Here is a 15,138-nt window from a genome sequence, read left to right as displayed (position 1 = left end):
GAAGTAAACTCTACTGTCCCTTAGAGGGGTGGAATTTAAAATTTCATTTTAGGTTGATTTTCCTCCTGTCTGTTCGTTGTTGACTTTTCTCTGAGAGTATAATATAGTTTTTACAATAAATATGTTGTGATTACAACGTAAAAGAAGGAGAATAAAGACTTCCAGAAAATGGAAGAAATAGGGAGGAGAAAGATGATAGTAAAACTGCAAGATCCACGTGCTGCTGAAAAATTGTTCGAAGGTTGGTATGAGACAGTCATCTGGTCCTGTCTGGATAGAGTTATGGGATGCATGTACGCGGACTCAGAGGAACATCCGGTCACTGCCGCTGCGTGTCTTGGGGATTTCTGCTTTTTAGCAGGAGAACCGAGTGAAGAGCTGCTCCAGGAGTGTGCCGGGCAATCAGAAAGAGAAATGCTGATTCTGGTAGGACGGGAGGAACGGTGGAATACGCTGATCGAAAAGTGCTTTCCAGAAAAGATCCGAAAGTTTACAAGGTATGCATTTCGGAAGGATCCGGCTTCCTTTGATGAAGAAAATCTGAGGGCAGAGGCGGCGAAACTTCCGGAGGAATTTGAAATCCGTTTGATGGACGAAACACTTTACGGACGGTGCAGACAGGAAGAGTGGAGCAAAGATCTGGCAGGACAGTTCCGTGATTATACGCACTTTAACCAATACGCTGTCGGGATAGTGGCTGTAAAAGGAGACGAAATCGTAGCCGGAGCCTCTGCGTATTCTGCTTACAAGGGTGGAATCGAAGTGGAAATTGACACGAAGGAAGCATACCGGAGAAGAGGACTTGCCACGGCATGCGGTGCCAGGCTTATCCTGGAATGCAAAAAGAGAGGACTATACCCAAGCTGGGATGCCCATAATCTGCAGTCCAAAAGACTGGCGCAGAAACTGGGATATCAGTTTGATTATGAGTATACGTCGTATGAACTATTCTGACAGAATAGAATCGGAGGTAAAACAGTGATAGTAAAAGATTTGCTGGAAAAAGAAAAATTCCAATATCTGCGTGTGCTGAATCAAAATGCGGACCTGAACAGGACGATCTCCACGGTGGAATCTACGGAGAGTCCGGATGTATCCGCTTATATATCCAGAAATACACTGCTTGTCATGACAGGTATGGCATTTCAGGATGATCCTCTTTTGATGTGTGGTTTTCTGGAGGAGCTGGATAAGAGGGAATGCGCCGGGGTAGCTATCAAGCTTGGGCGGTTTCTCGATTATCTGGACGACTGTGTCCTCGAGACGGCAGACCGGCTTGGAATACCGCTTCTTCAGATCCCCATGGATGTCACGCTCGGAAAAGTGTACCATGAAATCCTGTCTTATATATGGAACAATCAGAATGATCAGCTTCTGAATGCGCTCAATGCACAGCAAAAGATCACAACGCTGATCCTGCACGGAAGCTCTCTGAAAAGCATCATCAACAACATGACCGCCATATTGGGTACACCCGTCATGATCGTCGATATGTGGGGAAAGGTACAGGACTACGGATACAGCTACAGTCAGGCAGATCGGGAGAAAACACTTTGCCATGTGGAAACACTTTTGAAAGAGGACCGGCTCGAAAGCGATGAGGCATACACATGTGAGGAACAGGAAATTTGCTGCTGTATCTATCCCATCAAAGGATTGGGGCGCAATACAAATTACTTGGTCATCAAAGATTTTGATCCTGGAAAAGCTGAAGATCAGATGCTTGTCATGGAGCAGGTCATCATGGCCCTGGAGATCTATTTTTACCGCGATCTGTATATGAAATATAATCAGATAAAATCGAGAGAAGAGTTCCTCACGATTCTTCTGGAACAGATTGATGAGCGGAGCTGGGATGAAAGGCAGGTACTCGCGATTGGAAAGGGACATGGAATCAGAAGTATGCCGGAATACAGGGTCGTTCTTTTGGAACTGGATAAAGAGGAGAGACAGCCATTTCAGCCAAACCGGTTTTCCAGCCGGGAAGAGTACTTCATCCTTGCGTATGAATGGATACAGGAATTTCTGGAAGAGAAGGAAGACAGGAGTATCCTCATCTTTCCAGAGGAATCACAGTTTCGATACGTTCTTTTGATTCAGGGAGAACAGGAGGGTATGGAGGATATCTACGAGAAGATCTGCCGCTATCTCAGAGATCGTTTCAAAAAAGAGATACGGATCGCGCAAGGTGGGATTTTCTCCGATATTCTCAAGATACGCGGTTCTTACAGGGAAGCGCAGAGCAGTCTGTGCGATGGGCAGCCAAATGAGAAGTATCCTTATCTGTACAGCTATCGGCCGAAAAATTTTAAGGAGCTGTTCAAATTTATACCGGAGAGAGAGAAGGAAGAAATGTGCACTTATATGCTGAAAGAACTTGCCTTTCCGGAGAATCTGATGCAGGAGGAGCTTCGGAAGACACTTTATACATATCTGTTCTGTGGGAAGAATATTGCGCAGACGGCAGAAACCTTGTCTCTCCACAGAAATACCATCAAATACAGAGTGAAAAAATGCGAGGATATACTGGGAGTACAGCTTTCCGATGATATGGACAGTTTCCGGATCCAGCTCGCACTTGTTCTGGCGGAAGAAGCAAAAGAGACAGAAGAAAGGATGGAAAGAAATCAGTCATGACGGGAAAAGACAGAGTACTTGCCCTGCTTTTGGAGGCGGATGGGGAAGCCATTTCAGGACAAGAGATGGCTGAGAAACTTCAGATTTCCAGGAGCGCTGTGTGGAAATCGGTCAAGGCACTTCAGAAGGAAGGATACCGTATTCAGGGTGTTACGAACAAAGGATATGTTCTTCTGAGCGAAAGTGAGAAGCTTTCCGAAGCGGCGATACGCAAGTATTTGGGAAAGAAATATGAAGACTGCCGTCTCTGCATTTACGGGGAAGTTGCCTCTACAAACCGTACGCTCAGAGAATTGGCAGATGAAGGGGCAAAAGAAGGAACCGTCGTGCTTGCCAAATGCCAGACGGAGGGAAGAGGAAGAAGGGGAAGGGGGTTTTATTCCCCGGCGGACACGGGACTATATATGAGTATCCTTCTGAGACCACAGATGGAGATATCTGACCTCATGATGGTCACAGCGGCTTCGGCGGCAGCCACAGCAGAAGCGGTAGAGGTGATTACAGGGACGGAAACGGCCATCAAATGGGTCAATGACGTGTATGCAAAAGGAAAGAAAGTCAGTGGGATCCTCACGGAAGCCTCATTTTCTATGGAGAACGGTTCGATCGATTTTCTCATCGTAGGGATCGGGGTCAACGTGCTGGAGCCGGAGGGAGGATTCCCGGAATCCATTCAGGGAAAAGCCGGGGCAGTCTGCCAGAGGGATCAATGTCCGGAAGGAATCCGAAACGTTCTGGCGGCAGAGATCATCAAACGCGTCCTTTTATACTACCGTACTTTGCCAGAACGGACATTTTATCCTTCCTACAAAGAGAAGATGCTGTGGATGGGAGAAAAAATATTTGTGCACACGGCGGACAAAAAGAAGACTGCCACTGCCGTGGGAATTGACGACAGGTGCTCTCTTCGCGTTCGATACGAGGACGGCACGGAGGAAATCTTAAGGACTGGGGAGATCAGTGTGAGCCATCCGGATCGATAAAACTGTTCTGATACTGCTTGGGTGTACAGTGCATTTCTCTCCGGAAAATTTTGCTGTAATAACAGGCGTTGGAAAATCCACTCAACTCTGCCGCTTTTGCGATCGTACATTGTCCTTCCTTTAGAAGAGGAAGACTTTGTTGAATGCGGTAATAGAGAAGATAGTCGAAAAGTGTCATATGCATATGCTTCTTGAAGAAACGGCAACATTCGCTTTTGGAAAGGTGCGCTTGTTCGGCGATCTCTTCCAGGGTAAGGGGCTGACGATAGGAAGTGTGGATATATTCCAGTATGTCTTTCAGTCTTCCGATATAGGCTGCTCCTCCGGACTCTGGACAGGAGACAAGGAGAAAGCGTTGGTAAAGTGAAAACCAGATTTCAGACAGGATGAGATGGAGCCGAAATTCCATGTCTTTATCCTGTTTGCAGTAGAGATCAAAGATCTCCCACAGAAGGGAGAGGACATGATCCTGGGATTCTTCCCCGCGGCAAAAAACAGAGGAAGAAAAATAACCGGTATTTAGGATTGGCTGGACATATTTTGTCTGGAGGACACTGTTTTCAAACCCATAGATAAATTTTGGATGAAAAGTTACAGAAAAATACTGGCAGTCAGATGATCCCACCCGGTATCCGGAATGGAGTACATTGCTGTTGCAGAAAATCCCATCCCCTTCTTTCAACAGGTAATGTTCTCCATTTACATGGTAGTCGATACAGCCTTTTCGGATCAAAGTCAGCTCGATTTCAGAGTGCCAGTGCCACATAAAGGAACCTCCTTCGTAGCGGGAAAGCATTTCTTCGCTGAGACGGACAGGGAACGTATAGTCCCCGTGCTGTTTCAGCTCTTTTTTTTCTTCATCAGTGCGGATCTGCATAAAACACCTCAATATCGTTATAAATTTCAGCAAGATACTTGTTGTTTGAAATCAATATAAGCATTATAATTTTAATATAGCGAGACGAAAACAGCAAGCGGTTTTCAAACTAAAAAAGGAAGGATAAGATTATGCAGAACAAGTTGATGGAAACATTCAAAAAACTTTACGGCGGGGAAGGAGAGATTCATTCCTATTTTTCTCCGGGGCGTGTCAATCTGATCGGTGAACATACAGACTACAATGGAGGACACGTATTTCCGTGTGCTCTGACTCTCGGAACATACGGTATTGCGCGGAAAAGAGAAGACAGAAAGCTTCGCTTTTACTCTATGAATTTTGAAAAACTCGGCATCGTAGAGACAAGTCTCGACGACCTTGTGCCGTCTGATAAGGCAGGATGGACGAACTATCCGAAGGGAGTCATCTGGGCGTTCCAGAAGAAAGGATTTGAGATCAGCCAGGGGATGGACGTACTGATCTATGGAACAATCCCGAATGGTTCCGGACTTTCTTCTTCAGCATCACTGGAAGTACTGATTGGAGTGATGTTAAAAGACCTGTTTGGAATCGAGATCTCCATGCCGGAAATCGCCTTGATCGGACAGTATTCCGAAAACAATTATAATGGATGCAACTGCGGAATCATGGATCAGTTTGCGGTGGCTATGGGAAAGAAAGACTGTGCGATTTTCCTTGATACAAATACGCTGAAATACGAATATGCATCTGTAAAACTTCCGGATGCGAAAATCGTGATCACAAACAGCAAGGTAAAACACAGCCTCGTGGATTCAGCCTACAATGACAGAAGAAACGAAAGTGAAAAAGCGCTCAAAGATCTCCAGAAAGTGGCAGACATTGACACACTTGGGGATCTCACAGAAGAAGAGTTTGAGTCTCATAAAGATGCGATCTCTGATGAAATCTGCCGGAAACGTGCAAAACATGCAGTCTATGAAAATCAGAGGACGATCCGTGCGGTAAAAGCTCTGAAAGAGAATAATATCACAGAATTCGGGAAACTGATGAATGCATCCCATGTTTCTCTGAGAGACGACTATGAAGTATCCTGTGAGGAGATCGACATCCTTGTAGATCTGGCATGGGAGATTGACGGAGTAATAGGATCCCGTATTACTGGAGGCGGATTCGGAGGATGTACGGTCAGCATCGTAAAAAATGATGCAGTCGATATGTTTATCGAAAAGGTCGGACAAGGATACAAAGAAAAGACAGGACACGAGGCAGAATTCTACGTAGTGGAAATCGGAGATGGCGCCGGAGTCGTAGAGTAAGGAGTGTGTAAAGAAATGCTGAATGAAAGTATAAAGAAGCTGATACAATACGGGGTAGAGACAGGTCTGCTCCCAGAGTGTGAAAAAATTTATGCGAGAAATCTTCTTTTGGATCTGTTTCATGAGGATAGCTATGAAGAGCCTCAGGAAGAATACAAAGATGTGAATCTGGAGGAAGTGTTAAAAGATCTCCTCGATGAAGCTGTAAAAAGAGAGTTGATTGAGGATAGCATCGGTTACCGTGATCTTTTTGATACGAAAATCATGAACTGCCTTGTCCCACGGCCGGCTCAGGTGCAGAGGGAATTCTTTGAAAGGTACAAAGAATCTCCGGAAGCGGCCACAGAGTATTTCTACAAGCTGAGCCAGGACAGCGACTATATCAGAAGATATCGCGTGAAAAAAGATAAAAAATGGAAAGTGGACAGCCCGTACGGCGAGATCGATATCACGATCAATCTTTCCAAACCGGAAAAAGACCCGAAAGCCATCGCTGCGGCAAAAAATGCCAAGACAACGAGTTATCCAAGCTGTCAGCTTTGTGTGGAAAATGAAGGATATGCAGGACGCCTGGATCATCCGGCGCGTGAAAACCACCGGATCATCCCGATCACAATCAATGATTCTCAGTGGGGATTCCAGTATTCTCCGTACGTATATTACAATGAACACTGTATCGTATTTAACGGTAAACATGTGCCAATGAAGATTGACAGGGCAGCATTTACAAAACTGTTCGATTTCGTAAAACAGTTCCCGCACTATTTCCTTGGATCCAATGCGGATCTCCCGATCGTAGGAGGATCGATCCTCAGCCACGATCATTTCCAGGGCGGACACTATACTTTCGCCATGGCAAAGGCTCCGATCGAAAAGGAAGTTGTCATACCGGGATATGAAGATGTGGAATCCGGAATTGTCAAGTGGCCGCTTTCTGTTCTCCGTATCCGCCACAAAGATGAGAAGAGACTGATCGATCTTGCAGACCACGTACTGCAGGCATGGAGAAGCTACACAGACGAGGAGGCATTTATCTATGCTGAGACAGACGGGGAACCACACAATACGATCACGCCGATCGCACGAAGAAAAGACGGAATGTACGAGCTCGACTTGACACTTCGCAATAATATTACGACGAGCGAACACCCGCTTGGCGTGTACCACCCGCACGCGGAGTATCACCATATCAAAAAAGAAAACATCGGTCTGATCGAGGTTATGGGACTTGCAGTACTTCCAGCTCGACTGAAAGAAGAGATGGAGCTTTTAAAAGAGTATATTCTGAATGGAAAAGATATCCGGAACTGTGAAAAGATTGAAAAACATGCAGACTGGGTAGAAGGGTTCCTGCCAAAATATGAGCAGATCAACGAAAAGAACATCGAAGAAATCCTGGAGCAGGAGATTGGAAGTGTGTTTGTAAAAGTGTTGGAAGACGCAGGAGTGTACAAATGTACAGAAGAAGGAAGAAATGCCTTCCTTCGGTTTATCAAAACACTGTAATCAAAAAGGGGCACAAGAAATTGTGCCTCTTTTTCACAGTTTTGAAATGTTCGCGGTAAATACCTTTTATTTTTCCGGTATCTCTTTTAACATGCTGATATCGGTGTCCGCTATCAGGGAGTAGTTTGTGTGATAGATGACAAATCCAGGTTTTTGTCCCTTTACTTTTTTGATGTGTTTTTTCTCAATATAGTCTACTTCCACTTTTTTGCTTCCGGCGTTTTTGGAGTAGTGGGCGGCAAGTTTTCCGGCCTCCTCAAAGACCCGGTCCGGCATTTCAACGCCCTGGGATTTTACGATCACGTGGGAGCCAGGTACCTGTTTTGCGTGAAACCACCAGTCGTTTCCGTTGGCAAATGAGAAAGTCAGTTCTTCGTTCTGGAGATTGTTTTTGCCGACATACATGTCGTATCCGTCGCTGGAGAGGTAATGCAGGGGCACACTCTTGAATTTGACTTTTTTCTTTGAAAATTTTCGGCGGACATATCCGCTTTCTGAAAGCTCTTCTTTGATCTGCGCCAGATCATCTTCTGTCCGGGCAAAATCAAGGGCACTGCTGACGGATTCCAGGTAACGCACCTCGTCCTGTGTCTCCTTGATCAGCTCTGACAGGGCCTCAAAAGTCCGCTTCTGTTTATTGTATTTCTCAAAGTAGCGCTTGGCATTTTCCTGTGGTGTCTTCGTCTCATCCAGAGGGATCGTGATCATCTCGTTTGTGTAATAATTGAGAGCAGTAAGCTCCTTGGCTCCTGGTTCCAGGCTGTACCCGTATGTGTGAAGAAGTTCTCCGTAAACTTTGTATCGATCCCTTTTTTCCGTTCCTTTCAGCTGTTTTGTCTGCAAGTCAAATTTTTTCCGATTCCGCTCAAGAGCTGTCTGGACGACATGGCGAAGGTCAGAAGATTTCTGCCGGATCCGTGTGATCCGGTTTTTGACTGCATAGTAAGAAGAAAGCACTTGTGAGATCGTGTCAAAAGGCCGGCATTCGCAGTCCGTAAGGTGGGTTAGAGGCACAGCAGAAAACTCCTGCGGTTCGTTTCCACGGTAATAAATACACGGGGAGAAGATGCCTTCCCGTATCCGATCCATAAAGAAGGAAAACTGCCGGAAAAGATGGATCAGATAATCCTCGGACAATTCACTCGGAGGGAGGGAAGAATCGATACCGGAGAGATAGCAGATCTCTTCCGCGGCAACAGGGCTAAGGCCTGTGAACCCGGTGTATAAAGCTTTGGAAAGAGGCATCGGTTTGTTGCGGAGTATATCTGCAAACCCGTCCTCAGACGTGCGAAGAGGATCAGCTTTGTGCATCGTATCCGGAATAAAATATTTTCTTCCAGGCAGTACTTCCCGGACAGAACTCATCTGGGCCGGGACGTGTTTGATGCTGTCGATGATCTGGTCATCAGAGTCACAGAAAATAATATTGCTGTGTTTCCCCATGATCTCCACGATCAGTTTTTTTCTGCACAAGTCTCCAAGTTCATTTAGATGCTCGATTTCAAAAATGATGATCCGCTCCAGGGAAGGCTGGGTAATGGAGACGATCCGGCCGTTTGCGATATGCTTTCTGAGGAGCATACAGAAGTTTGGGGCGGTAAATGGGCTTGGTTTGTTCTCATCTGTCAGATATATGAGCGGAAGGGAGGCACTGGCGGAGATGTAGAGCCGCCTTTGTCCGTCCGGTTTCTTTATAGTAAGCAGAAGCTCGTCCGCTTCCGGCTGGGCGATCTTGGAGATTCGCCCGTCCAGAAGGGAAGTATTCAGGTCTTTTACAATATTTGCAATGGTAATTCCGTCAAATGCCATATTTGTCTCTCCTTTTTTCTGGTCTGTTTTACAGTATAACACAGTTGACGCAAAATTTTAAATGACTTATAATGAAAAATAATGAGCTGTAAGCCAAAAAAGAAGAATAAGACGAGGAAAGTACAATGATCAAAAGTATGACAGGCTTTGGCAGAGCTGAGATCCAGGATAAAGAAAAGAAAATCACGGTGGAGATGAAGGGTGTGAACCACCGGTATCTGGATGTGAATATACGCATGCCAAAGAAGCTTAATTTTTTTGAGACATCCATTCGAAACCTTTTGAAAGAATATGTAAGCAGGGGGAAGGTAGATATTTTCATCTCTTACGAAGATCTTTCCGAAAGTCAGGTATCGCTGAAGTACAATGAGGCGCTGGCTTCTGAATATTTGGGATATCTCAGACAGATGGAAGAAAAATTCGGACTGGAAAACGATATCCGTGTCTCCACGCTGTCACGGTATCCGGAAATTTTGACGATGGAAGAACAGGCTGTGGATGAGGAGGCTTTGTGGAGCAGTCTCAGACAGGCGCTCAGCGCAGCATGCAGCCGTTTTGTGGAGACGAGAGAAGTGGAAGGAAGAAAACTTCAGGAAGATTTGATCGGAAAACTGGACGGTATGAGGCAGGTCGTTTCCAAAGTAGAAGAGCGCTCTCCACAGATTCTCGCAGAATACAGACAAAAGCTGGAAGAAAAGGTAAAAGAACTGCTTGGCGATGCACAGATGGATGAAGGAAGGATCGCTGCGGAAGTTGTACTTTTTGCAGATAAGATTTGCACGGATGAGGAAGTTGTCCGCCTGAAAAGCCATATCGACCACATGAAGGCAACACTTGTATCCGGGGAAGGAATAGGAAGGAAGCTGGATTTTATCGCCCAGGAGATGAATCGCGAGGCCAACACGATCCTTTCGAAAGCCAACGATCTGGAAGTATCGAATCTGGCTATCGAGCTGAAGACTGAGATTGAAAAAGTACGCGAACAGATACAGAATATAGAATAAGAGAGATGAGAGGAAGAAGACTATGGATCAGAAGGGGATTTTGATCGTATTGTCCGGATTTTCCGGAGCTGGCAAAGGAACTGTGATGAAAAGGCTTATGGAAAAATATGACAATTACGCTCTTTCCATTTCTGCTACTACGAGAAAGCCAAGAGAAGGCGAGCAGGACGGAAGAGAATATTTTTTCAAAGAAACAGAAGAATTTGAAAAAATGATTGCACAAGACGAGTTAATAGAGTATGCTAGATATGTTGACAATTATTATGGGACACCGCGCTCTTATGTGGAGGAGCAGTTGGCCGCTGGAAAAGATGTGATACTGGAAATTGAGATCCAGGGCGCTTTGAAAGTAAAAGAAAAATTTCCGGAGACACTTCTGATTTTTATCACGCCTCCGAATGCAGCGGAGCTGAAGCGCAGACTTGTTGGAAGAGGGACCGAGACGATGGATGTCATCGAAGGCAGACTTTCCAGAGCCAAAGAAGAGGCGGAGGGAATCGAGGCTTACGATTACTTTATCGTCAATGACGAGCTGGAGACATGTGTGGATGATCTGCACGCAGTGATCCAGAGCGAGAAGAAGAAGACAGTGAGAAATGCGGAGTCCATAGAAAGAATACGAAAAGAACTCGGAGAACTTTAAGGAATTTGAAAGGAGAACGATGTTATGCTGCATCCATCTTACACAGATTTAATGAAGGTAGTAAATCAGGACGTTGAAGAAGGCGAGACAAAGATCGTCAACAGCCGTTATTCTATCGTGCTGGCTACAGCAAAACGGGCAAGACAGCTGATCGATCACGCAGATCCGCTCGTTCCGGCGAAAGACGGAGAAAAGCCGCTTTCCATCGCGATCGATGAGATGAACAATGCCAAATTGAAAATACTCGGAGAAGATTCCGAAGAAGAATAAGAAACAAATGGAAAAAGAGGCAGGTGCTTTTTGGTTAAGTATCTGCCTCATGAAATGTCAGGAGAGAGTACATGAATATCTTATTTGTATCACTTGGATGTGATAAAAACCTTGCAGACTCTGAAGTGATGATTGGGATGCTGGCATCCAGAGGGTATCAGATGGTGGAGGAAGAAGACAAGGCGGATATCATTATTGTGAATACTTGCTGTTTTATCCACGATGCGAAGGAAGAAAGCGTGGAGACAATCCTGCAGATGGCAGAATACAAACATTCCGGCACGCTGAAGGCGCTGATCGTTACCGGATGTATGGCAGAGCGCTATAAAGAAGAGATCATCACGGAGATCCCGGAAGTAGATGCTGTCCTTGGAACAGCTTCTTACGATCACATTCTGGATGCTGTGGATGAGGCACTGAAAGGGCATTCATATTTGAAGATGGAGCCGTTGGATGCTCTTCCGGAAGTAGATACCCACAGACTTGTGACAACAGGAGGTCACTACGCTTACCTGAAGATTGCGGAGGGATGTGACAAACACTGTACGTACTGCATCATTCCGAAGATCAGAGGGAATTTCCGGAGTGTTCCGATGGAACGCCTCTTAAAAGAGGCACAGCAGCTGGCGGAGGACGGGGTCAAAGAGCTCATCCTTGTGGCCCAGGAGACGACGCTTTACGGAAAAGACATCTACGGAGAGAAAAGACTTCCGGAACTTCTTCGGAATCTGTGCAAGATCAGCGGTATCCGCTGGATCCGGATCCTTTACTGTTATCCGGAAGAAATCACGGAAGAGCTGATCCAGGTTATCAAAGAAGAACCGAAGATCTGTCACTATCTGGATCTTCCGATCCAGCATGCAAGTGACGGTATCTTAAAGCGGATGGGCAGAAGAACGTCGAAGGAGGAGCTGATTCAGATCATCGAAAGGCTCAGAAAAGAGATCCCGGATATCGCGATCCGAACGACGCTTATCACAGGGTTCCCGGGCGAGACACAGGATCAGCATGAAGAACTGATGGACTTTGTCGACGAGATGGAATTTGACCGCCTGGGAGTCTTTACTTATTCGCCGGAAGAAGACACTCCTGCAGCCGTTATGCCAGACCAGATCGAGGAAAGTGTCAAGGAGGACAGGCAGGCAGAGCTGATGGAACTTCAGCAGGAAATCGCTTTTGAACAGGCAGAGAGTATGATCGGAAAAGAAATGCTCGTCATGATCGAGGGAAAAGTAGCAGATGAAAATGCTTATGTAGGGAGAACTTACAAAGATGCACCGAATGTGGACGGACTGATCTTTGTCAATACAGATGAAGAACTGATGTCCGGAGATTTTGCGAAAGTGAAAGTGACAGGTGCATGTGAATACGATTTGATAGGAGAGTTGATGTAAAATGAATCTGCCAAACAAACTGACGGTGCTGCGTGTGATCATGATTCCGTTTTTCGTCGTTTTCATGCTGACGGACATTGGAGGAGATTACAGCAACTACATTGCGCTTGCAATTTTCTGTGTGGCAAGTCTTACCGATATGTTGGACGGAAAGATTGCCAGAAAATACAATCTTGTAACAAATTTTGGGAAATTTATGGATCCATTGGCGGACAAGCTCCTTGTCGGATCTGCCATGATCTGTCTGATCCCGATGGACAAACTGCCGGCATGGATCGTCATCGTGATCATCAGCCGGGAATTCATCATCAGCGGATTCCGACTTGTAGCGTCCGATAACGGTATTGTGATCGCGGCAAGCTACTGGGGAAAATTTAAGACTGTATCCCAGATGTTCATGATCATTTTTCTGATCCTGGATCTTCCTGGGGGTGCGGCTCAGACAATCGAGACAGTGCTGATATACCTGGCGCTGATTCTTACAGTCGTATCATTGATCGATTATATCGCAAAGAACAAAGAAGTGTTGACAAAGGGAGGTATGTAACATGGTTGCAGAGCTGATTTCTGTAGGGACCGAAATCCTGCTCGGCAATATCGTGAATACCAATGCAGCTTACCTGGCAGAGAAATGTGCTCTGCTGGGTTTGTCTTTATATTACCAGAATTCGGTAGGGGACAATGAAGAACGCATGGAAGAGACGATACGCCGCGCACTTGGACGTTCGGATGTGGTAATCCTTACAGGAGGACTTGGGCCTACAAAGGATGACTTGACAAAAGAAGTGACGGCAAAGGTGTTTGGAAAAAAACTTTACGAAGACCTTCATACGAAAGAACGGATCATGGATTTCTTTCAGAAGAATCATTCTGGTCACAAGATCACGGAGAATAACTGGAAGCAGGCCCTTGTTCCGGAAGGGGCAAAAGTGGTGGAAAATGCCAACGGCACAGCGCCGGGACTTATCATTATCGGGGAGGAAGGGACAGAGTATGCCGGAAAGATGGCGATTCTGATACCAGGACCGCCGAACGAGTGCATACCGATGTTTGACAGGCAGATTGCTCCTTACCTGGGCAAACTACAGCCGGATGGGATCTATTCGTGTATGGTAAAAGTCTGCTCCATAGGGGAAAGCCGGGCGGAGACAATGGTGGCTGATCTGATGGACGCCCAGTCCAACCCAACACTTGCACCGTATGCAAAGACAGGAGAAGTCCACTTCCGCGTGACCGCAAAGGCAAAAGATGAGAAGACAGCACAGGAACTTATGCGTCCATTGGTCGATGAACTTCTGCGCAGATTCGGAGATCATGTCTATACGACAAAAGAAGAAGTGACACTGGAGCAGGCTGTTGTGCAGCTGCTAAAAGAAAAGAAGATGACAGTTACGACGGCAGAATCTTGTACAGGAGGACTTTTGTCCGGCCGTATCATCAATGTGCCGGGAGCGTCCGAAGTGTTAAATGAGGCGCATGTCACATACTCAAACGAAGCAAAAGAAAAGATTCTCGGAGTGCCGCACGGGATACTGAAAGCACACGGTGCAGTCAGCCGGGAGACAGCGGAAGCCATGGCAAGAGGCGCCTGTCAGGCGACAGGGGCAGATGCGTCCATCGCAGTCACGGGTATCGCAGGTCCGGACGGAGGAACAGAAGAAAAACCAGTAGGACTCGTCTATATCGGATGCTGTGTCCGGGGAAATACAGTTGTCGAAAAATACCAGTTTACCGGAAACAGAGAAAAGAACAGAGAGTATGCTGTAGCGCGCGGATTGATCCTTCTCAGGGAAGCACTTCTGCATGCATAAACCTGTCGAAAAAGCCGTTTTTTGTGTAAGTAGCTAATTGACGGGAAGAGAGATTTGTGAGAAAATTAACGTGAATACGGGCTGACGCAGGAAGATAGTCCGTAGGAAAGAATACACATAGTTGAAAGGAGTCCTTTAAGATGATTTATTCACACGAAGTAGAAATGATGTGCCCGGTTGCTCAGGGCGCAAATCACGGACCAGCGCCGATCCCAGAAGAAGCAAAATGGGTACAGGCAAAAGAAATCAAAGATATTTCCGGTTTGACACATGGTGTAGGCTGGTGTGCTCCGCAGCAGGGAACATGTAAACTTACACTGAATGTAAAAGACGGAATCATTCAGGAAGCACTGGTAGAAACGATCGGATGCTCCGGTATGACACATTCAGCAGCTATGGCTTCTGAAATCCTTCCGGGAAAAACAATTCTCGAAGCATTAAATACAGACCTTGTATGTGATGCTATCAACACAGCGATGAGAGAATTATTCCTTCAGATCGTTTACGGACGTACACAGAGTGCATTCTCTGAAGATGGACTTCCGATTGGAGCAGGTCTGGAAGATTTAGGAAAAGGTCTTCGTTCTCAGGTTGGAACTATGTACGGAACACTTGCAAAAGGACCACGTTACCTGGAAATGGCAGAAGGATACGTTACAGGAATCGCACTGGATGAAAACAATGAAATCATTGGCTACAAGTTCGTAAGCCTCGGAAAATTCACAGATTTCATCAAAAAAGGCGATACACCGAACGAAGCATGGGAAAAAGCACAGGGACAGTATGGCCGTGTGGATGATGCAGTGAAGATCATCGACCCAAGACAGGAATAGGCGAGAGGAGGACTTTAGAAATGGCTTTATTTGAATCATATGAAAGACGAATTGATAAAATCAATGCTGTATT

Annotated in this window: 14 protein-coding genes; 12 read left to right on the top strand and 2 right to left on the bottom strand. The window is 46.0% G+C overall.

Annotation, left to right across the window (positions count from 1 at the left end):
* Positions 1 to 192 precede the first annotated feature (192 nt).
* The 3 genes from ACLROL_RS11170 to ACLROL_RS11160 are packed head-to-tail and all read left to right on the top strand — an operon-like array spanning position 193 to position 3,620.
* Positions 193 to 954 (top strand): GNAT family N-acetyltransferase, encoded by a 762-nt coding sequence (locus ACLROL_RS11170; protein WP_087199720.1) that lies wholly within the window; start codon positions 193 to 195, stop codon positions 952 to 954.
* Positions 955 to 978: 24 nt separating this feature from the next.
* The gene (locus ACLROL_RS11165; protein WP_087199389.1) at positions 979 to 2,637 is read left to right on the top strand and encodes a PucR family transcriptional regulator; all 1,659 of its coding nucleotides are present in this window, start codon (positions 979 to 981) and stop codon (positions 2,635 to 2,637) included.
* Positions 2,634 to 3,620, top strand: a complete 987-nt coding sequence (locus ACLROL_RS11160; protein ID WP_287449231.1) for a biotin--[acetyl-CoA-carboxylase] ligase — start codon at positions 2,634 to 2,636, stop codon at positions 3,618 to 3,620. Before ACLROL_RS11165 ends, ACLROL_RS11160 begins: the two co-directional genes overlap by 4 nt.
* On the opposite strand, the gene ACLROL_RS11155 is transcribed toward ACLROL_RS11160, so the two are convergent.
* Positions 3,595 to 4,497 (bottom strand): AraC family transcriptional regulator, encoded by a 903-nt coding sequence (locus ACLROL_RS11155; RefSeq protein ID WP_413067844.1) that lies wholly within the window; start codon positions 4,495 to 4,497, stop codon positions 3,595 to 3,597. The two genes, ACLROL_RS11160 and ACLROL_RS11155, sit on opposite strands and share 26 nt — an antisense overlap.
* A 131-nt stretch (positions 4,498 to 4,628) precedes the next feature.
* On the opposite strand from ACLROL_RS11155, the gene ACLROL_RS11150 reads away from it, so the two are divergent.
* The gene (locus tag ACLROL_RS11150; protein ID WP_087213246.1) at positions 4,629 to 5,795 is read left to right on the top strand and encodes a galactokinase; all 1,167 of its coding nucleotides are present in this window, start codon (positions 4,629 to 4,631) and stop codon (positions 5,793 to 5,795) included.
* 15 nt (positions 5,796 to 5,810) lie between these two features.
* Positions 5,811 to 7,301 (top strand): UDP-glucose--hexose-1-phosphate uridylyltransferase, encoded by a 1,491-nt coding sequence (galT, locus tag ACLROL_RS11145; protein WP_413067843.1) that lies wholly within the window; start codon positions 5,811 to 5,813, stop codon positions 7,299 to 7,301.
* A 66-nt stretch (positions 7,302 to 7,367) separates the two neighbouring features.
* Here galT and ACLROL_RS11140 read toward each other — a convergent pair whose 3' ends face one another.
* Positions 7,368 to 9,110, bottom strand: coding sequence for an NFACT family protein (locus ACLROL_RS11140; RefSeq protein WP_413067842.1), 1,743 nt, complete (start codon positions 9,108 to 9,110; stop codon positions 7,368 to 7,370).
* 125 nt (positions 9,111 to 9,235) lie between these two features.
* On the opposite strand from ACLROL_RS11140, the gene ACLROL_RS11135 reads away from it, so the two are divergent.
* The 7 genes from ACLROL_RS11135 to ACLROL_RS11105 all read left to right on the top strand — a co-directional run bounded on the left by ACLROL_RS11135 (position 9,236) and on the right by ACLROL_RS11105 (position 15,065).
* Positions 9,236 to 10,114 carry a YicC/YloC family endoribonuclease gene (locus tag ACLROL_RS11135; RefSeq protein WP_413067841.1) on the top strand — a complete coding sequence of 293 codons (879 nt, stop codon included), beginning with the start codon at positions 9,236 to 9,238 and terminating at the stop codon, positions 10,112 to 10,114.
* 22 nt (positions 10,115 to 10,136) lie between these two features.
* A complete protein-coding gene (gene gmk / locus ACLROL_RS11130) occupies positions 10,137 to 10,757 on the top strand; it encodes a guanylate kinase (RefSeq protein ID WP_087199402.1) in 621 nt (206 codons plus the stop codon).
* Between the two features lie 24 nt (positions 10,758 to 10,781).
* Positions 10,782 to 11,027 (top strand): DNA-directed RNA polymerase subunit omega, encoded by a 246-nt coding sequence (gene rpoZ, locus ACLROL_RS11125; protein WP_087199404.1) that lies wholly within the window; start codon positions 10,782 to 10,784, stop codon positions 11,025 to 11,027.
* A 71-nt stretch (positions 11,028 to 11,098) separates the two neighbouring features.
* Complete coding sequence (gene rimO / locus ACLROL_RS11120; RefSeq protein WP_413067840.1) at positions 11,099 to 12,421, top strand: 30S ribosomal protein S12 methylthiotransferase RimO; 1,323 nt, start codon at positions 11,099 to 11,101, stop codon at positions 12,419 to 12,421.
* 1 nt (position 12,422) lies between these two features.
* Complete coding sequence (pgsA, locus tag ACLROL_RS11115) at positions 12,423 to 12,968, top strand: CDP-diacylglycerol--glycerol-3-phosphate 3-phosphatidyltransferase (RefSeq protein ID WP_087199408.1); 546 nt, start codon at positions 12,423 to 12,425, stop codon at positions 12,966 to 12,968.
* 1 nt (position 12,969) lies between these two features.
* The gene (locus ACLROL_RS11110; RefSeq protein WP_413067839.1) at positions 12,970 to 14,232 is read left to right on the top strand and encodes a competence/damage-inducible protein A; all 1,263 of its coding nucleotides are present in this window, start codon (positions 12,970 to 12,972) and stop codon (positions 14,230 to 14,232) included.
* A 140-nt stretch (positions 14,233 to 14,372) separates the two neighbouring features.
* Positions 14,373 to 15,065 (top strand): iron-sulfur cluster assembly scaffold protein, encoded by a 693-nt coding sequence (locus tag ACLROL_RS11105; protein ID WP_048622003.1) that lies wholly within the window; start codon positions 14,373 to 14,375, stop codon positions 15,063 to 15,065.
* The last annotated feature ends 73 nt before the right edge of the window (positions 15,066 to 15,138 follow it).

This window comes from Sellimonas sp. (genome assembly GCF_047234585.1).
GTDB lineage: Bacteria > Bacillota > Clostridia > Lachnospirales > Lachnospiraceae > Sellimonas > Sellimonas caecigallum.
This window is presented reverse-complemented; position numbering and strand designations above follow the sequence as displayed.

Coding starts and splice junctions, on each gene's coding strand:
- ACLROL_RS11170 (WP_087199720.1), top strand. CDS start 193: ATGATAGTAAAACTGCAAGATCCACGTGCTGCTGAAAAATTGTTCGAA.
- ACLROL_RS11160 (WP_287449231.1), top strand. CDS start 2,634: ATGACGGGAAAAGACAGAGTACTTGCCCTGCTTTTGGAGGCGGATGGG.
- ACLROL_RS11155 (WP_413067844.1), bottom strand. CDS start 4,497: ATGCAGATCCGCACTGATGAAGAAAAAAAAGAGCTGAAACAGCACGGG.
- ACLROL_RS11150 (WP_087213246.1), top strand. CDS start 4,629: ATGCAGAACAAGTTGATGGAAACATTCAAAAAACTTTACGGCGGGGAA.
- galT (WP_413067843.1), top strand. CDS start 5,811: ATGCTGAATGAAAGTATAAAGAAGCTGATACAATACGGGGTAGAGACA.
- ACLROL_RS11140 (WP_413067842.1), bottom strand. CDS start 9,110: ATGGCATTTGACGGAATTACCATTGCAAATATTGTAAAAGACCTGAAT.
- ACLROL_RS11135 (WP_413067841.1), top strand. CDS start 9,236: ATGATCAAAAGTATGACAGGCTTTGGCAGAGCTGAGATCCAGGATAAA.
- gmk (WP_087199402.1), top strand. CDS start 10,137: ATGGATCAGAAGGGGATTTTGATCGTATTGTCCGGATTTTCCGGAGCT.
- rpoZ (WP_087199404.1), top strand. CDS start 10,782: ATGCTGCATCCATCTTACACAGATTTAATGAAGGTAGTAAATCAGGAC.
- rimO (WP_413067840.1), top strand. CDS start 11,099: ATGAATATCTTATTTGTATCACTTGGATGTGATAAAAACCTTGCAGAC.
- pgsA (WP_087199408.1), top strand. CDS start 12,423: ATGAATCTGCCAAACAAACTGACGGTGCTGCGTGTGATCATGATTCCG.
- ACLROL_RS11110 (WP_413067839.1), top strand. CDS start 12,970: ATGGTTGCAGAGCTGATTTCTGTAGGGACCGAAATCCTGCTCGGCAAT.
- ACLROL_RS11105 (WP_048622003.1), top strand. CDS start 14,373: ATGATTTATTCACACGAAGTAGAAATGATGTGCCCGGTTGCTCAGGGC.